Origin of the sequence: Limnospira sp. PMC 289.06, from assembly GCF_032350395.1 — a bacterium.
GTDB lineage: Bacteria > Cyanobacteriota > Cyanobacteriia > Cyanobacteriales > Microcoleaceae > Limnospira > Limnospira platensis.
Window position 1 is genome coordinate 1 of record NZ_JARPLC010000103.1, and the last position, 17,628, is coordinate 17,628.

At 47.7% G+C, this 17,628-nt stretch carries 13 protein-coding genes, 1 pseudogene and 1 CRISPR repeat array; of the genes and pseudogenes, 4 read left to right on the forward strand and 10 right to left on the reverse strand.

The features are described 5' to 3' along the window. Positions 1–364 precede the first annotated feature (364 nt). From cobD to P5674_RS18010, 3 genes are all read right to left on the reverse strand, one after another. Positions 365–1,441 carry a threonine-phosphate decarboxylase CobD gene (gene cobD / locus P5674_RS18000; protein WP_014276282.1) on the reverse strand — a complete coding sequence of 359 codons (1,077 nt, stop codon included), beginning with the start codon at positions 1,439–1,441 and terminating at the stop codon, positions 365–367. Between the two features lie 60 nt (positions 1,442–1,501). Beyond that, complete coding sequence (locus P5674_RS18005; protein ID WP_006617078.1) at positions 1,502–1,780, reverse strand: HU family DNA-binding protein; 279 nt, start codon at positions 1,778–1,780, stop codon at positions 1,502–1,504. 217 nt (positions 1,781–1,997) lie between these two features. Then, entirely contained in the window at positions 1,998–4,367 is a 2,370-nt protein-coding gene (locus P5674_RS18010; protein ID WP_315670167.1) for an AMIN domain-containing protein, read from the reverse strand. Positions 4,368–4,498: 131 nt separating this feature from the next. Here P5674_RS18010 and P5674_RS18015 point away from each other — a divergent pair, with 131 nt between their 5' ends. After that, positions 4,499–4,624, forward strand: a complete 126-nt coding sequence (locus tag P5674_RS18015; RefSeq protein ID WP_315670168.1) for a hypothetical protein — start codon at positions 4,499–4,501, stop codon at positions 4,622–4,624. 520 nt (positions 4,625–5,144) lie between these two features. Here the strand turns inward: P5674_RS18015 and P5674_RS18020 are convergent. From P5674_RS18020 to P5674_RS18050, 7 genes and pseudogenes are all read right to left on the reverse strand, one after another. Further along, a pseudogene (locus tag P5674_RS18020) lies at positions 5,145–5,261 on the reverse strand (hypothetical protein); the annotation flags it as partial. Positions 5,262–5,480: 219 nt separating this feature from the next. Further along, positions 5,481–6,266, reverse strand: coding sequence for a hypothetical protein (locus tag P5674_RS18025; RefSeq protein ID WP_014276280.1), 786 nt, complete (start codon positions 6,264–6,266; stop codon positions 5,481–5,483). A 48-nt stretch (positions 6,267–6,314) separates the two neighbouring features. Beyond that, entirely contained in the window at positions 6,315–7,115 is an 801-nt protein-coding gene (locus P5674_RS18030; RefSeq protein ID WP_315670169.1) for a PilN domain-containing protein, read from the reverse strand. A gap of 60 nt (positions 7,116–7,175) precedes the next feature. Then, positions 7,176–8,270: a type IV pilus assembly protein PilM gene (gene pilM, locus P5674_RS18035; protein ID WP_014276278.1), complete on the reverse strand. Its 1,095-nt coding sequence runs from the start codon at positions 8,268–8,270 to the stop codon at positions 7,176–7,178. Positions 8,271–8,420: 150 nt separating this feature from the next. Then, the gene (locus P5674_RS18040) at positions 8,421–9,143 is read right to left on the reverse strand and encodes a GUN4 domain-containing protein (protein ID WP_014276277.1); all 723 of its coding nucleotides are present in this window, start codon (positions 9,141–9,143) and stop codon (positions 8,421–8,423) included. A 121-nt stretch (positions 9,144–9,264) separates the two neighbouring features. Next, entirely contained in the window at positions 9,265–9,414 is a 150-nt protein-coding gene (locus tag P5674_RS18045) for a hypothetical protein (RefSeq protein WP_162270058.1), read from the reverse strand. 336 nt (positions 9,415–9,750) lie between these two features. Then, a CRISPR array of direct repeats spans positions 9,751–12,708; the repeat unit is 37 nt; unit sequence GTCAGACCCTACCAATTCCCCGCAAGGGGACGGAAAC. Between the two features lie 97 nt (positions 12,709–12,805). Next, the gene (locus tag P5674_RS18050) at positions 12,806–13,324 is read right to left on the reverse strand and encodes an adenylyltransferase/cytidyltransferase family protein (protein WP_315670170.1); all 519 of its coding nucleotides are present in this window, start codon (positions 13,322–13,324) and stop codon (positions 12,806–12,808) included. Between the two features lie 154 nt (positions 13,325–13,478). Between P5674_RS18050 and hpsJ-B the strand changes: the two genes are divergently transcribed. The 3 genes from hpsJ-B (at position 13,479) to dxs (ending at position 17,543) form a co-directional block, all read left to right on the forward strand. Continuing rightward, on the forward strand, positions 13,479–14,315 hold the full coding sequence (gene hpsJ-B / locus P5674_RS18055; RefSeq protein WP_315670171.1) for a hormogonium polysaccharide biosynthesis protein HpsJ: 837 nt from the start codon (positions 13,479–13,481) through the stop codon (positions 14,313–14,315). Positions 14,316–14,484: 169 nt separating this feature from the next. After that, entirely contained in the window at positions 14,485–15,378 is an 894-nt protein-coding gene (locus P5674_RS18060; RefSeq protein WP_152088319.1) for a glycosyltransferase family 2 protein, read from the forward strand. A gap of 248 nt (positions 15,379–15,626) precedes the next feature. Next, positions 15,627–17,543, forward strand: coding sequence for a 1-deoxy-D-xylulose-5-phosphate synthase (gene dxs, locus P5674_RS18065; RefSeq protein WP_006616555.1), 1,917 nt, complete (start codon positions 15,627–15,629; stop codon positions 17,541–17,543). Positions 17,544–17,628 lie beyond the last annotated feature (85 nt).

The following is a 17,628-nucleotide window of genomic DNA, read 5'->3' on the forward strand; positions in this document are numbered from 1 at the left end:
AATTAATTTCTGACGCACCATAACCGATAATTATAATTCTCACCGGAGAATTAATTTCTGACGCACCATAACCGAGAATTATAATCCTCACCGGATATAGCGATTCTCAGACTCATGAGGTAAAGCCCTCACCCCAAACCCCTCTCCCAGAAGGGAGAGGGGCTTTAAAAAGTACCTCACCAATCCACCGAACCGCTATAATTGATTTCTGACGCACCATAACCGATAATTATTCGTGAGGATTAATATAGCCCGCTTCTGACGCACCATCAACCGGAACCCAGAAAGAAAGAGGGCGGGTTTATTTAGAAGGTCGTGGGGAGTTGGGTTGACTGCAGAGGCGCGCCCCTACAATTATTAATTATCAATTATCAATTATTAATATATTTTTTAAAGCGGTAATCAGATATTGATTTTCAGCTTCGGTGCGGACGGCGACCCGGAAATAATTGTCCCCCAATTCTGGAAAACTCAAACAATCGCGAATCAAAATCCGATAATCTGTAAGTAGTTTGGTTTGTAACTGAGTGACAGAACATTGAGACCGGACTAGCAAAAAATTAGCCACCCCTGGATAAGGATAAAGTCCGGCAATATTCCCTAATTCCTGATAGAGTTTAGGGCGGTTAATAGATAACCAATGGTGGGTTTTTTCCTCAAAAGCCCGATCGCCTAAAACTGCAATACCCGCCGCCACGGCTAAATTATTCACAGACCAAGGGTCTCGCCACTGTCGCCACAAATTTAGGCGGTCTGGGTGAGCGATCGCATATCCTAATCTTAAACCAGGCAGACTGTAGAATTTAGTCAGCGATCGCACAATCACCAAATTGGGAAAATCTGCCACCATAGGAATTAAGCTAGTTTGTGCCGACGGTGGCAGAAAATCCATAAAAGCCTCGTCAACCACCACCAAAGCAAACCTTTCCAACAGAGGCAAAATCAACTCTGGCCGTAGTAATATACCCGTAGGATTGTGGGGAGTATTCAGCAATAGTCCCGCCCTGTCGTCTAATTCCCCCAACCCATCAAATTGGAGGTTATCGCCACCTTCGAGACTAATCGGAAACTCGATCACCCTAGCATTAAAAGCATTGAGCGATCGCCGATAGTCCCCAAAAGCCGGAGTCAGCAGATATGTAGCCGACCCTTGCGCCAACTCCCGGCCCGCCCATGTCAGCAACTCAGCCGCCCCATTTCCGGGCAAAATCCATTCAACGGGTACATCCCCATGGAAGCGACTTAAAGCCTGTCGCAGGTCCATATAATCCGGCTGAGGATAGGTTTTAATCTCCCCCTGATGACTAGCCAAAGCGGCGATCGCCGTTAACGGAGGGCCGAGGGGATTAATACTAGCCGAGAAATCGACAATTTCTGATGGCGGACAATCAGCGATCGAAGCCGCCCACATCAAATTTCCCCCGTGGCTGGGTCTGTTCATGATCTACTCCCGTGGAGACCCACTAAATCCATATCCTGATTAGTGGTGGGTTATGGACGACTATTTATGAGCCACCTTCTCCTTAAACATCTTTCCTGCCGAGAAAGCCGGAACCCAAGTCTCTGGAATATCCATTTTTTCACCCGTCTGGGGGTTACGGCCTTCGCGCGCCTTGCGTTTCCTCGCTTCAAAAGAACCAAATCCCACCAGGGTGACTTTTTCCTGTGTAGCAACAGCATCTATAACACTTTCGAGGGCCGCACTCAACACTGCATCAGCCTGTTTTTTGGTGACACCTGCTTTTTCGGCTACTGCATCTATTAATTCACCCTTATTCATCAATCTCTCCTTTTGAGAACTGGGGGCCAATCAATTACCCCCAATGGTTTGCACGATTTTCTGCCTTATTCTAAGGTTTCTGTAGCAACATAGATAGGGTTTAACCCTAAATTGTCATAGATTTAGGGGAATTTTCCACTTTTTTTAACATATTAGCCGATAAAAATATCCCCCAGGGGTGGGGGATTTTCGGTTAATGGGTTTTTCCGGCCAGATCCTAACGCCCTTGCATCATCTGGCGGGCATCGGGACTAAAATTATTCTGGTAGCCAAACCCAGAGCGATCGGAATCATCCAGGATACTGGGCGTTACCAACACAATTACCTCAGCCCGCTCGCTGCTGGTGCTGCTTCTACGGAACAGAGAACCCAGGATAGGCAAGTCACCCAACAGGGGAATCTTGCTTACATCAGTCCGTTCCTGATCTTGAATAATACCAGAGACAATCAGAGTTTGACCGTCCCGCAGACGAATCCTTCCTGAACTTAACCTGCGCCGAAAGATTTGTAAGACAAAATCATCGTTACCCGTTGCTACCCGAGATCCAGGGGAACTAACTTCTGGGTTAATTACCATGGTGATAAAGCCATTATCATCAATTCGCTCAACATTCACCCCCAGAATCAAGCCCACATCTACAAGTTGAGGCTGGATGGTTTCCCTGCTACCGGCAACAGTATCTGTAAAAGTTGTTGTCGTCGATTGCAATACCTCTTGTACCAGTTGCACGGAAGCAGTTTCTCCCTCTTGTACCACCAAGGTGGGGTCGGTGAGGATTTTGGCTCTACCGCTGACGATTTGAGCTTGCAAGGTAGACAGGAACCGCCGAGGATATTGGAAGAAGGGAAACACGGAAACAGTAGTGCTACCAAGGGCGCTCAGAGTTCCATCTGTTAAGTTTCTCGTGAAAGGTGTATATTCAGAAAGCCCAACCGCTCCCGGTCTCTCGGTGACAGGTCGAATCGGTCTCAAGCCAATACCACCCCCAGGAGCCGTTAACGGAGTCCTAATCGTGCTATCGCGATCAAAAAATGGTTCTTGAGTGCTTAGGGGGTTGGTAATAATGGGGCGAGAGGTGACACCACCTGTAGACTGACCACGAGTTGGGGGATTGATGCCACCAAAGTTGAGAGAAGCCGCCCCGCCATCATTCACAAAGAAGGTATCATTAATCCCAAAGGAGAAACTACTGCTCTGGGTGGCTTCCCCGGTCAGGTTCACGTCAATGATTTTCACATTAACCGCCACCTGACGTTGACGGAGATCGAGCTGCATTAACATAGCAGTTGCGATCTCTACTTGTTCAGGAGGCCCAACCAGAGTAATAGAATTGAGGCGGTTATCCGCTGAAACTGTTAACCCTCGAAGTATTAAAGGTCCGACTCCTACAGAAGATACTTCTGGTCTAATCTCGCTGCTGGTGGTTGTTCTTATACTGGTTCTTCTGAGTCCCTCAACTGTACTCTCTTGTTCTTCAACTTCAGTCGTTGTTACTATAGTTTGAGTTTCGGCTCCCTGAGTAGCCAAAAAAGAAGCCGCAGACTCCACATTAGCCTGATTGAGTCTTAGAGTTCTCAAAATAATATTTTGGGCAGACTCAGGCAGTTCAAAACCGACAAAAACCGTGTTACCAACTCGATTGGCTTGTAACCCGGTTAATCGCAGGACATAGTTAAAGACTTCCTGGACTGGTTCATTTTCAATGTCCAAGGAAATTTTAAATTCCTGTTCTTCATTTCCCGGTCTAAAGCGTCCAGTGTTGGGGTCTTTCTCTAAGTTACTGAATGCAACATTAAGACCAGCAACCCGCGCCAACAATGATAATACCTCCCGCACTGATGCGTCTCGCAACACTAGGCGGGGGATGATTTCGTTGGTGTTCAGGTTGACATTGGCAGCGGCTGGATTGATATTAGAAACCGCAATATCTCCTAAAGGTGGCGCAACAGCACGGGCTTGGAAGGGTGGGGCTGTGTCTAAGGAACGCCTTGGCTGTAATGGCGCTTGACCCATTTGGGGAGTTAAAGCCGGGTCGGGCATGATAATCTCATTATTGCCGTTTTGAGAAGGGGCTGTAGGCTGACCAGTGATGCTAACTGGTGGGTCGGGAACCATTACCTGAGAAGTACCGTTCCCAGGTTGTTCCGGTGCAAAAGCCGGAGCCTCGGCGATCGCCCCTTCTGGAGCGATCGCGATCGCAATAGCATCTCCCGCACCTTGAATTATCCGCGCTTCAGGAGAGCCATTAGTTCCCGTCACAATCACCCGAATACTGGTCGGGTCTAGCTGGTTCACCACAATCGAAGCAATACCAGGAGCCGGGTTATTTTGCTGAAATGACCCATTCGCAGAACTCAATTGAGCGTTAGTAATATCGGCGACAAAATCATTACCCCGCCGAATCACAAACACCGCTGGACGTTCGCCGCCGTCTGTTACCAGCACCAGGTTAATCTCCCCGTTGTCGGCTTGGAATAATTGAATATCCCGGACAACAGTAAACGCTAGGGCGGGAGCGACAGCCACAACCATGGCTGCTGCAACTCCCCCCATTACTCCTCCACCAAATCCTAAAATATCTCTCACATTTCCTCCTAAAAGTTGGAAAGCAACCGTTGCTATGGGTTTATATATTATGTTTGCTTAGGCCTGGAAAAATCATAGTTGATCCGCGACAACAGGACAATAGGAAATTATCTACAGCCACGGATGCACGGATGTTTTACCACGGCAACCTATCACATTTTAGCGATTTTGTCAACCCCCTTCCGCAAAAAAATGAGCGATCGCCATTAATTAGGGGTTATGAGGCGATCGCTCCATTATCAAAAAATTGGGTCTAAGACCTCGCCCTCTTTGGGCGACTGGGGTTATAATCAGCTTGTAGTGATCATCAATACCATGAGGATACTTGATCATGATTAAAAAGTCTATTGCCGGGTTACTCGCCGCGTCTTATGTTACGATCTCTGCACCAGCAGTTAATGCATTAGATTTGCGAACTAGGTGGACTATTCTTGAGAAATCTTGGCAGCCTATTAACTCGACATTAAGTTTGATTTATATCGATTCCCGAAGTAATTATGTCTCATTTTACACGAGAGAAAAGTTCTTTAATAATTCAATAAAAATATCCGAAGTTACAGTAGACTGCAACAGATCCGAGCGTGTGCTTGTCACCCAAACTGTTAGCCTTTCATCTAACAACCAAGTTATAAACCATCGTTATTGCCGACCCACTCAGGAAAATTGCTCAGTTCGACCTGATATCAACATGAGACAAGCTCTTGACATAGTTTGCCGATGGTGATTTATGGCGGCGGATGGTCTGAGTTATATTTCCAGGCTGATATTTTCAATGCGTCAGATACCAGCAGCTATGACAGCTAATCGCTTTTGCCTAAACTTAATTTTATGTTCATTCCAGGTATCATAATGTTCAGCGATCGCTTTAGTAGTTTGAAAATCACTCTGGGCATAAACATCCTGCTTAGTCCCATAATCCTGATTGCTAACTTGACGGTTTTGAGTCGCTGCGAGGGGGTCATATTACAGAGGCAGTAGATTAAGCGTTCCCGTTTACCCTCCCCGTCGATTAGTGATACAGTTGCGGTCTAACCCCCCTTCCGCAAAAAAATGAGCGATCGCCATTAATTAGGGGTTATGAGGCGATCGCTCCATTATCTGTGAACCAGAGCATTATTTTTTTTCAGCTTCCTGACCTGCTTGCTGTTTTTCCTCACGCTGCTGGTCACTCAAAGGCATTAAGGCGTGTAACTTAAACGTGCTTCTGAGGCGGCGTTGCGGCTGGTCATCTATGGGAACAAAGCGACCCTGGCGAATTTCCCCCTTCAATTCTGGCGCGCGATCGAGCAACTGAGAACTAAAATCTCTGACCACCAACATAGGCTGCATTCTCTCGAGAGAAATCAGAAATCTGCGGATTTGCTCAAAACTCCCTTCCAACTCCACCTCGTACTCTTGTCGTCTCAGTTTATTATTAACTTGGGAACCGAGAGAACCATCAGCCACCAGTACAGGTCCATCATTTAGGGGTTGAAACCTAATCAAACGCGCTTTTAGATCTTCATCCAAAATCCCCCCATTAATTTGATTTAATTGTTCATTAACATCAAACATCAAGGTTTGCAGATTAGCCTCATCAGCAAACAAAGCCGTTACACTAGCCCGTCGCTGTTTAGCCTCGGCTAGTTGTCTCTCAGCTTCTTCTTGCTGCTGCAACTTCTCGTTTTGCTGTTCAATTTCCCTTTGCTTAGTTTGAATAGAAGAATTCAGCATTTGCTGTTCTTCCCAAGCCGGAAAAGCCAGGTAAAACACACCAGCCCCAAACAAAATTGCTCCTACGGCTCCAATCGCAATACCAATGACCTTAGAAGTAATAGCCAAACCCAATATCACTGGGCCAGACGAACCCTCCTCCTCATCTTCATCAGGATCGAGAAGATACTCATTTGCTGCTACCATTTTCCAAATCCTCCGTTATTATTGACATCATAACTGATCCAAGAAAGCCTAGGGCCTAATCACCCCTTGTTCTGTGAGGGTTTGAATTCTGTTGACCAAGCCCACCGCATCATTAGCTTTTAATAGAGGTAACAGTTCCGAAGCGCTGGCAGAACTCAGACGGGTTTCTATGTTAAACTGGACTATGGGCTGTAAATCTGGCAGACCCCCAGGCACTGAAGAACCATCAGCCACCACTAAACGGGTGGGGTTATCGTGCAATCTAGCAGAAACCAACCGGGTTTTGCTGTCATCAAAGAAAGGCGACTGATTTACCAACAGCATAAAATCATTAAGCTGTCCAAAAGATCCAGCATTCCCCTCAATGGTCACCTGTGCGGTTTGTCTAGCCGCCGCCTGTCCCTCTTCCCCAGAGGCTGCGCCCGCTTCAGCGGTGGGTTCAGTTTGTCGGACGTTAGTAATTCTCACCCCAGCAATTTGCATAATCTCAGCCATTTCTTGACTTAAAGCTGACCAGGGCTTAATCTCGTTGAATACCAAAGCCAAAGCATCGGCTTCCTCATTGGTCTGTCTGGCTTCAGCATAAACGTGATCGAGGGCTTCGACTTGCACATTTTTCTCGCCTAGTTGCAACTCTAAAGCATCCACTTCTCTGGAAAGGGTGGCATTTTGTCGATTTAAAACGAACCAACCCCCGGCCATCAAGGCATTGAGTCCCATAGCCACCCCAAGTCCGATTAAAATGGGTGTTTGGTCAACGGGTTTCCCTTTCTGCCGACTTTGGGGCTTTCGGTCTGCGGGCTTATAGTCTGGGCGATCGTTAAGAAAATTAATATCAAGGCTGTACATAATCACAAACCCTCTGGTAAGATTTCTATGGATATTTGGGAACGGGGGAGAGTTCCCCGATTAGGTGACACGCAGTCCTAAACCTAATGCCACTCCTAAACTAGCACGTTGTTCTGGAGGAATTTCCTTACCCTCGGTAGATATATTGAGGGCTTCTATGGGGTCAACCTGGGTGGCTGGCATAGCTAGGCGCTGCATGAAGAACTCATCAAGTTGTCCGATCGCCGCCCCAGGACCCGCCAGAAGTAACTGAGCGATTTCCAAACCATCATTTTGATTAATATAGAAGTCAATAGAGCGACGTAGTTCGTCGGCCAACTCTGCTAATACTTTAATTATGGCATTAACTCCCGGATTGGGTTCGTTCAATGCTCCCATTGTATCAGTTACCGGGAGGGTCATGGCCTGCAATTCCTGAACATCCCGAGACGGAGGTAGGTTCATGGCGCTACTGAGGGCGGTTTGCACCTGATACAAACCAATGGGAATGGTGCGGGTAAATTGGGGAACCCCATTGACAACAATCACTAATTCTGTGCTATCAAATTCGATGTCGGCCAAAATAGCCGCCTCGTTAGAACTAAAGTGTTCTAACTGACTTTTCATAGTCCGAATTAGGGAAAAGTTACTGATTTCTAAAACGTCTATTTGTAACCCGGCTTGTTCAAAGGTTTCTATGTAAGTATTGGTGATATCCTTACGGGTAGCGACTAACAAAACCTGTACTTTCTCGATGCCATCTTCATCAACAAATGTGCCGAGTTTCTGGTAGTCTACATCAGCTTCTTCCCTAGGAAAAGGTAGATATAAACCGGCTTCGGCGTTCATATAATCTTTGAGTTCCTCCTCATTTAACTCGGCGGGAACCGGAATTAAACGAGTTACAGCTTCCCTTCCCGGAATAGCGGTGGCGACGTTTTTGGTTTTGATGTTATTGTCCTGCAATGTGGACTCGATTAACTCCGACATGGTAGGAGTATCAACTATTTGACCATCCTGCACGACATTTTCGGGAACTTCGGCTGTCGCTAGGGTTAACAACTTGAACTTATCGCCTTTTTTCCGCACTTCGACAATACTAATTCGCTCGGTGGCTAGTTCAATACCCATTCCCGGCTTACGGCTCGAAAAAATACCTTTGAGGAAACCAACCATAGATTTATGTTTTGGATAGGGGAAGACCTGGCTCTACAATAACATTGTTTCCGTTTTAATATACCACGATGGTGAGGGTAGGCAGACCCCGCCCTCTAGGGACGAGGACTTTTTCAGCCTAGGAAACTATTAGGGCTGGGAAGTGTTTTCCTACTTGTCGAAGGCGGGATGATTTAACAGAGCCTCAATGACTCTTCTACCGCGTAATTGATTGGATAAGGGTAGGTGTCCCCTGGGAGCGCTTAGATCCCAGGTGAAGCCTTGGGGATAGCGAGTCCAAGTCCGATCGCTTCTCCAGCCAATTTTCTGCCACAATTTATCCCAATTTTTGCCGACACCTAACCAAATTTCCCGCTGGACTGTATAGCCAAATTGACCCTGGGAATGGACTCGCCACAGGGTATCGATGGTTTGTAAGTCAGCGACAGGAAAGCGATCGACTTCCGAAAAATATAGCCAGTTTCGTTTAACTGCAGCACTCCCGGCTAATTCACACAGGTTTCTGAGGGTCAGCAGGTCGGCGGCTTGGAAGTTTTGCTGTGCTAATTCCTGTTGGAGGGGAAAATAATCTGCTCCTACGAGTGAGTTTAGGGGGACTACTCCGGTGGGAAAATGGGTTTCCAAAAACTCTTTGGTTTTGGGGAGGTTGGCTGTATACAGTGCTTGATAGACTTGACCACTGACGGGGGTGGGAGTTTGGGTCTGCTGGTTGGTTAAGAATTCTATCAGTATATCTAAACCGAGTTCCCCCTGGGTCACTAATGAGGCGATCGCCTTTAACTGCTGGGTCTGGCTGTCGCTGTTGAGTTGTGAGCGCAGTTGATTTAAGTCCATTGATAAGTCTTGTTCGGAGGAGGCGATCAAATCAGTCATTCAATATCTCCGGTAGCTTGGAAACCGCCTAGGGTTAACTGGCGGCGGAAAACTAACTGGGCTGGTTTGGCCCAATAATATAAAAAGGTGATTAATTCACCATTGTACAGGTGCATTGGACTCAGTTCACCGCTGACGGACAATCTGGGGATGCCAAAATGTTGACAATTGCTGAAATTTCTTGGGGTGGACTTTGGTTATCTTCCAGGGTTAGGTGGGCTTGAAGGTCTCTCCCCTGCCCCAGGGAATGAGTCGGTGGGTTGATTCTCATAATTATTGGGGCTTTTTAAGGCGATCGACCCTCCCTAACCGATGGATTCCTTTCTGGGTGAGTGTTTGGGACTTTATAAAGTTATATGACAGATTCTCATAACCTCGCGCGACTGGCAATCCTGGGCTAGTTCAGGTAAATTTGAGCTAGAAAAAGAAAAGTTTTTGTTTTTGGGGGTTGACAGTCTGGCACTATGGCTGATAATATATATCCAGCGAAAACAAAGGAATTTGCTCCCCCAAAAAAGGGCTGTAAAGTTTTGTTAAGCACCTTCTACGTGCTCTCGCGCGATCGTACCTTGAAAACCGCATACTGTAAGGTTTCCAAAGGTATAGGGTCAGACCCTACCAATTCCCCGCAAGGGGACGGAAACCGCAACGCACAAATTTCGTCATCGTCTAGCAAATCCAGTTCAGGGTCAGACCCTACCAATTCCCCGCAAGGGGACGGAAACACCCCTGCGAAATCGAAGCCTGGCTGGTTAAAACCGGACAACATCATGTCAGACCCTACCAATTCCCCGCAAGGGGACGGAAACCTTCGATCCAGGCATCAATATCCTCTTTGGAGAACTTGATGTGTCAGACCCTACCAATTCCCCGCAAGGGGACGGAAACACTTAATTATTATTATTATTATTATTATTATTAGTCAGACCCTACCAATTCCCCGCAAGGGGACGGAAACTAAACATTTAGATTTAAAACCAACAATATCGGAAGGAAAGAGTCAGACCCTACCAATTCCCCGCAAGGGGACGGAAACAATGGCTTTAGGGGGCCAGCCGCCCCATTGCGTAAGTCTTCGAGTCAGACCCTACCAATTCCCCGCAAGGGGACGGAAACGCCGTGGAGAGGAAAAATCGACATCATCAGCGGTGGCTTTCCAGTCAGACCCTACCAATTCCCCGCAAGGGGACGGAAACGTCCGCATGGCGCGGCTTGTCTTCAATTTTGCCGCAAGTCAGACCCTACCAATTCCCCGCAAGGGGACGGAAACCTCACCAGACGTGCGTTGATTCCCACGCAAGTTAAAACAATGTCAGACCCTACCAATTCCCCGCAAGGGGACGGAAACTTGAAACTAAAACTCTTCTGTTATTTGTTCTTTTCGCCAAGGTCAGACCCTACCAATTCCCCGCAAGGGGACGGAAACTCCTCCGAGATGCCTCGGTTAATGTTTTCGCAATACTTGCGGTCAGACCCTACCAATTCCCCGCAAGGGGACGGAAACTTTCCAGCCAGTCTTCAATCTCCTTGTGTCCTCGGATGAGGGTCAGACCCTACCAATTCCCCGCAAGGGGACGGAAACAGCTACTCAGTCAACCATCTCGAAACTAAATGAACAACTAGCGCAGTCAGACCCTACCAATTCCCCGCAAGGGGACGGAAACTTAAATGAATGGATTTTAGCAGACAGGGTTGAGGGACTCCAGGTCAGACCCTACCAATTCCCCGCAAGGGGACGGAAACAATAAGCTCGGATAGATGCCTCGAACTCTGAGCAATCCCGATAGTCAGACCCTACCAATTCCCCGCAAGGGGACGGAAACGAGGCTTAGGTGTGTGAGTGATTGCCGTCTTAGTTTTAGTTGTAGCGGTCAGACCCTACCAATTCCCCGCAAGGGGACGGAAACTCAATCGCGCGCTTATGTTTGTGGCTTAATTCAGCCAGGTCAGACCCTACCAATTCCCCGCAAGGGGACGGAAACAGAGCTATATGTGTAGTATCGCAAATAAGTTTTTGACCGGGGTCAGACCCTACCAATTCCCCGCAAGGGGACGGAAACAGTTGAGTCGGGCGAGGACCACCTCTGTCCCGAGAGACGAGGTCAGACCCTACCAATTCCCCGCAAGGGGACGGAAACTTTCGTCGTCTAAGAGTTCCCTGACCGGGTCAGGTTCCCCGTCCGTCAGACCCTACCAATTCCCCGCAAGGGGACGGAAACCCGCTCGATTTCTCCGCCGAGCATGGCGTCGGTCACCGACCGCCCGGTCAGACCCTACCAATTCCCCGCAAGGGGACGGAAACTCTGAATTTATTGATTGAGTTGAAGTCCTTTTTAATATATCTTGTCAGACCCTACCAATTCCCCGCAAGGGGACGGAAACTTTAACTTCCATCGCCTCAGCCGAGAGGCGGGGCTGTTTGTAACGGTCAGACCCTACCAATTCCCCGCAAGGGGACGGAAACGATAACGTCCGCTTGTTCGGGGATAGCCATTTTCATGACCCATGTCAGACCCTACCAATTCCCCGCAAGGGGACGGAAACGTTAGCCCTAAAAAGCCGACACTCAGCAACAACAGCCCTTGGCTAATGAGTCAGACCCTACCAATTCCCCGCAAGGGGACGGAAACTGCATTTTTTTGGTGATTGCTTTCAACAGCAACCGTTTCTGTTGTCAGACCCTACCAATTCCCCGCAAGGGGACGGAAACTACCCGTGATTGAGTTAAACAGTGTCCTAATCCGCTGTCAGACCCTACCAATTCCCCGCAAGGGGACGGAAACTTCCTGCAATAGGTGCCAAGCACCTGTCATTCCTGATGGGCTAGAGAGTCAGACCCTACCAATTCCCCGCAAGGGGACGGAAACGCCACGTCTACGTTGACGGGGCGGCTTTTAACCGCCGTGTCAGACCCTACCAATTCCCCGCAAGGGGACGGAAACAAGTGGTCTTTAAGTATGTATAACATACCGTGCCACTCAAGAGTCAGACCCTACCAATTCCCCGCAAGGGGACGGAAACCTCGAATTCCTCGAGCTGTGCCCCACTGACGGGAGCGCCAGGGTCAGGGTCAGACCCTACCAATTCCCCGCAAGGGGACGGAAACCATTTGTTGTGTTATTGCTTGTGTTTACTGATGGATGTCAGACCCTACCAATTCCCCGCAAGGGGACGGAAACTTTAACCAGACTACATCACAGTCTGTTAGCGCTTCCTCGGTCAGACCCTACCAATTAAGCGCCAGGGGACGGAAACGATCGCAATTCTCTAGTGCCCTTTTCCTGTGATACCCGCTGAGGTCAGACCCTAACAATTCCCCGCAAGGGGACGGAAACTTATCGAATGTCGTCTTAGAGTGCTTTTTTGGATTTGAAGTCAGACCCTACCAATTAAGCGCCAGGGGACGGAAACAGGGGGAAGACTCCCCACTGGTAAGCGCCATATTCTCCCAGGTCAGACCCTACCAATTAAGCGCCAGGGGACGGAAACGAAATCCGAGCGATTCCACTGGGTTGGTTGTGTTACTGTGTCAGACCCTACCAATTAAGCGCCAGGGGAGGGAAAGCTAACTGGTGTGTTGATTTTCTCAGGGTCGAAGTTGATAGAGGTCCGCCAGTGGTCAATGGCGTAGTTAATAGCCATCACCTTTTGCGACCCTAGAGTTAGGGATTCATCCCCAAATTGGGTGGGGTATGATGGTGCAAAATCCGATTAATAATCCCACTGGTAGAAGTAGGCATTTCCACGGCAATTAGGACAATCTTGCCGCCATAGCTTTGAACCGTGGGCGCTTCCGGTAGGGTGTCAATGGTGTAATCACCACCCTTAACATAGATATCAGGTTGTAACTGTTCAATAATCGCCCTAGCAGTGCTTTCTGGAAAAATCACCACTGCATCTACGGGTTTTAAGTGGCTGAGAACTTCGGCTCGCTGTAATTCTGGTATAATAGGACGGGGAGGATATCCAGCCGAGTGGGGTTTAATCAGGCGAACAGATCGATCGCTATTGAGACCGACCACCAGCGATCGCCCTAAACTTTTGGCTTGGGTCAGGTAGCGAATATGTCCAGCATGAATCAAGTCAAAACAGCCATTGCTAAAAACTAGAGGTCGCCATTGCTCAGGGTTATAGGCGATCGCCTCCCGTAGTTCTTCCACAGAATAAACGCCCTCAATCATGATTGTCTCTCCTTTCTTTGATATCATTAACCACTACTCAACCGCAGCTAATCAATAAACAATTCCCCCATCTTGGCAAATATGACAGTAGTTACATACTAGCCGGAACTGTTATCTTGGCTGTAGACAAACTTAGAGTATCCTTAACCGTCCTATGACATCAACAACAAACCGTCAATTTTCCTTCCAAGCCTCTTCTAGCATCAAATTAGTTGGGCTAATCCTGATTCTGTCAGCCCTAGTCGATTATTTAGTCCTATTATTCCCCCCCAACCTAACCGATAGAGGTTGGTTAATCCAAACTGCTAGCAGCTTAGTTGACCGAGGCGTAGTTCCCCTGGTAGGAATGGCTCTCGTTTTAATGGGGTATTGGATGGATAGTGTCCTCGGAAATGCTCCCAAATCTCGTAACAATATCGCCGACCTAAGATTGTGGGTTGGTATCCTCGCCAGCTTATTCGGGTTGCTGTACCTGCTGATTTTTCCCATGCACCTTAATAATACCCGTTTGGCTCGCCGAGATGCTTTATCAGAGATTAGTCAGCAAGCCGCGCAAGCAGAAACTCAACTGGAAAGCCAGTTAGGAAGTCAGCAATTTCAACAGGAGATTGAACAGCGAAAAGTGCAACTCCGAGCCCAGTTAACTGGCTTAATACAAGACGAGGAACAATTAAATCAGGTGATTGCGGAAGGAAATCTTCCCCCACAAATTCTACAAGTTCTTGAGGAAGCTAGAACTAATCCAGCCGTCCTTGATGAGTTCTTGGAACAACAAGCCGACTCCCTACCTGTGCAGTTACTCACCCAAATTCGTCAACGCCAACAAGAACTAGAGGATGAAGCCAAAACGCGATCGCTCAAATCTAGCCTCCAAACTGGGATGAGTAGTTTGCTATTGGCGATCGGTTATATAGCCTTGGGCTGGACTGGTTTAAAAGGTTTGGGTCTCTTAAATAAAGGTCGTCGTAAACCATCTTCTAACCCTGGATAAAATAGCTGACCGCGAGATAATTATGGCTCCAAAGGATGTAAATTAAACCCAATCCTAGGTGTATTTAACTGCATGGAGCCACCTTTTTTGTCTCACCGATGAGCGAAATTTATGGTGCATCAAATATTCCTTTTTTTTGCCAATTTATATCCCTAAAACACTGAAGCTAATGTTTTCGATATATATTCTGACTTGCAATGATGAAATTGATATTGCCGCCTGTATTGAGTCAGCCAGTCAATGTGATGATATAATTGTAGTCGATTCCTTTAGTAGCGATCGCACCGTAGAAATTGCTCAACAGTACCCCGTCCGCGTACTTCAACATAAGTTTGAAAGTCACGGTCGCCAACGGACTTGGATGCTGCAGGAAGTAACCACTAAATATCAGTGGGCCTATATTCTCGAATCCGATGAACGCATGACCCCCGAACTATTCGCCGAGTGTCAACAGCAAACCCAAAATACCGACGGCTATATAGGTTATTATGCAGCGGAAAGGGTCATGTTTATGGGGCGCTGGATTCGCCGCAGCACCCAATACCCCCGCTATCAGATGCGTCTATTTGATAAGCAGCGCGTCTGGTTTACCGATTATGGTCACACCGAGAGAGAAGTCTGTGACGGTCCTACCAGCTTCCTCAAAGAAACCTATCCTCACTATACCAACAGTAAAGGCATGGCGCGATGGATAGAAAAGCACAACCGTTATTCTACAGATGAAGCCCACGAAACTGTTAAACAATTGCGATCGGGTACAGTAAACTGGAATCACCTATTTTGGGGCAAAACAGAGGTCGAAAGGCGACACGCCTTGAAAGATTTATCCCTGCGCCTACCATTTCGACCCCTAATCCGGTTTGTCTATATGTATTTTATCCTGGGAGGCTTCCTCGACGGTCAGCCTGGACTCGCCTGGTGTACTCTACAAGCCTTTTATGAATATCTGATTCTCCTGAAAGTCTGGGAAATCGAAAATATGCCTGTTGGCGAGCCACAAACTCATCAAGAATTGGCGATCGATACAGAAACTCCCTCAGCTTCTGGGAAAGGCTTAGGGTGAGGTGGTTTCCCTGGCAATGACTCCACAGCCATACTAACAGCATTTAAGCCGAAAAAATTACCGAGCCAAAAACAATCCCCCCTACTCTCACCGCTGGTGTGGGTGGGTTCCCGCGCGGGACTCTATTTGCACCAGTCCCCATAACCCCCCCCGACTACTACTAAAGTTCAGCATCAACGTCAAGACTGGGCTATCATGTTCAGACAAGTCCGATTGTTAATTTATTTTTAGGATCAGTATTTTCAACTATGCATCTAAGTGAACTGACCCATCCCAATCAACTCCACGGTTTGTCTATCCATGAATTGGAAGAAGTGGCTCAACAAATCCGTGAAAAGCACCTAGAAACCGTAGCAGCTACTGGAGGTCATTTGGGACCAGGTTTGGGAGTGGTCGAACTAACCCTAGGACTTTACCAAACCCTAGACCTAGACCGAGATAAAGTCATTTGGGATGTCGGACACCAAGCCTATCCCCATAAAATGATTACTGGACGCTACAACAATTTTAATACTCTGCGCCAAAAAGATGGGGTCGCAGGCTACCTAAAACGGTGCGAGAGTCGTTTTGACCATTTTGGAGCCGGACACGCCTCTACAAGCATCTCAGCCGCCTTGGGGATGGCTTTGGCTAGGGATATGCAGGGCGATAACTATAAGGTGGTGGCAATTATTGGTGATGGGGCGATGACAGGGGGGATGGCTTTGGAAGCTATTAACCACGCGGGTCATCTACCTAACACTAATTTGATGGTGGTTCTCAATGATAACGAAATGTCGATTTCCCCCAATGTGGGCGCGATTCCCCGTTATTTGAATAAAATGCGCCTGAGCCCGCCGGTGCAATTTTTGAAAGATAATCTGCGGGAACAGTTTAAACAAATTCCCTTTGTCGGTGAGAATTTTACCCCGGAGATGGAACGCCTTAAAGAAGGGATGAAACGGTTAGCTGTGCCGAAATTGGGGGCTATTATTGAGGAGTTGGGTTTTACCTATATCGGACCTGTGGATGGTCACAACTTGGAGGATTTGATCGAGACTTTCCAACAAGCCCATGAAATTAAAGGCCCGGTTATGGTTCATGTCTCGACAGTTAAGGGTAAGGGTTATGCGATCGCTGAAAAAGACCAAGTAGGCTATCACGCTCAATCACCCTTTAACCTCGCCACCGGGAAAGCTATTCCCTCCAACAAACCCAAGCCTCCCAGTTATTCTAAAGTATTTGCAGATACCTTAATTAAGCTGGCCGAAGATAACCCTAAAATTTTGGGTATCACCGCCGCCATGGCAACAGGCACAGGTTTGGATAAACTACAAGCTAAACTCCCCCAACAATATATTGATGTGGGTATTGCTGAACAACACGCGGTTACTCTGGCGGCGGGTTTAGCCTGTGAGGGAATGCGTCCGGTGGTGGCGATTTACTCGACTTTCCTACAACGAGCCTATGATCAGATTATCCATGATGTCTGTATCCAAAAGTTGCCGGTTTTCTTCTGTTTGGACCGCGCCGGTATTGTTGGGGTAGATGGTCCCACTCACCAGGGAATGTATGATATCGCTTATCTGCGCTGTCTCCCGAATATGACAATTATGGCTCCTAAAGATGAAGCCGAATTACAGCGAATGCTGGTAACTGGTATTAATCACAATTCTGGGGCGATCGCTATGCGCTACCCCCGTGGTTCCGGTCATGGGGTTCCCCTTATGGAAGAAGGCTGGGAACCTATTGCGATCGGTAAAGGTGAAATCCTCCGCCAAGGTGATGATATCCTACTACTCGGCTATGGCACAATGGTTCACAGCGCTATGCAGGTAGCTGAGATTCTCAGTGAACACGGCATTGATGCAACTGTGGTTAATGCCAGATTTGTCAAACCCCTAGACACAGAGCTGATTGTACCCTTAGCCCAAAAAATCGGTAAAGTCGTCACCCTCGAAGAAGGTTGCATCATGGGAGGTTTTGGTTCCGCAGTAGCCGAAGCACTACTAGATCATGATGTTTTAGTACCTGTTAAGCGGTTCGGCATTCCTGACCAATTGGTGGATCATGCTACACCTGATCAATCTAAAGTTGATCTGGGTCTGACAAGTTCCCAAATTGCTGAACAAATCCGGGAATTGTTCTTGACCAAAGAACCCTCAACAGTCAGCACTTCCAAATAATCAATATAGCCTCTATGGTGCGTCAGGAGGGAATTATCCCCTGGGATTTATATAGCCTCTATGGTGCGTCAGGAGGGAATTATCG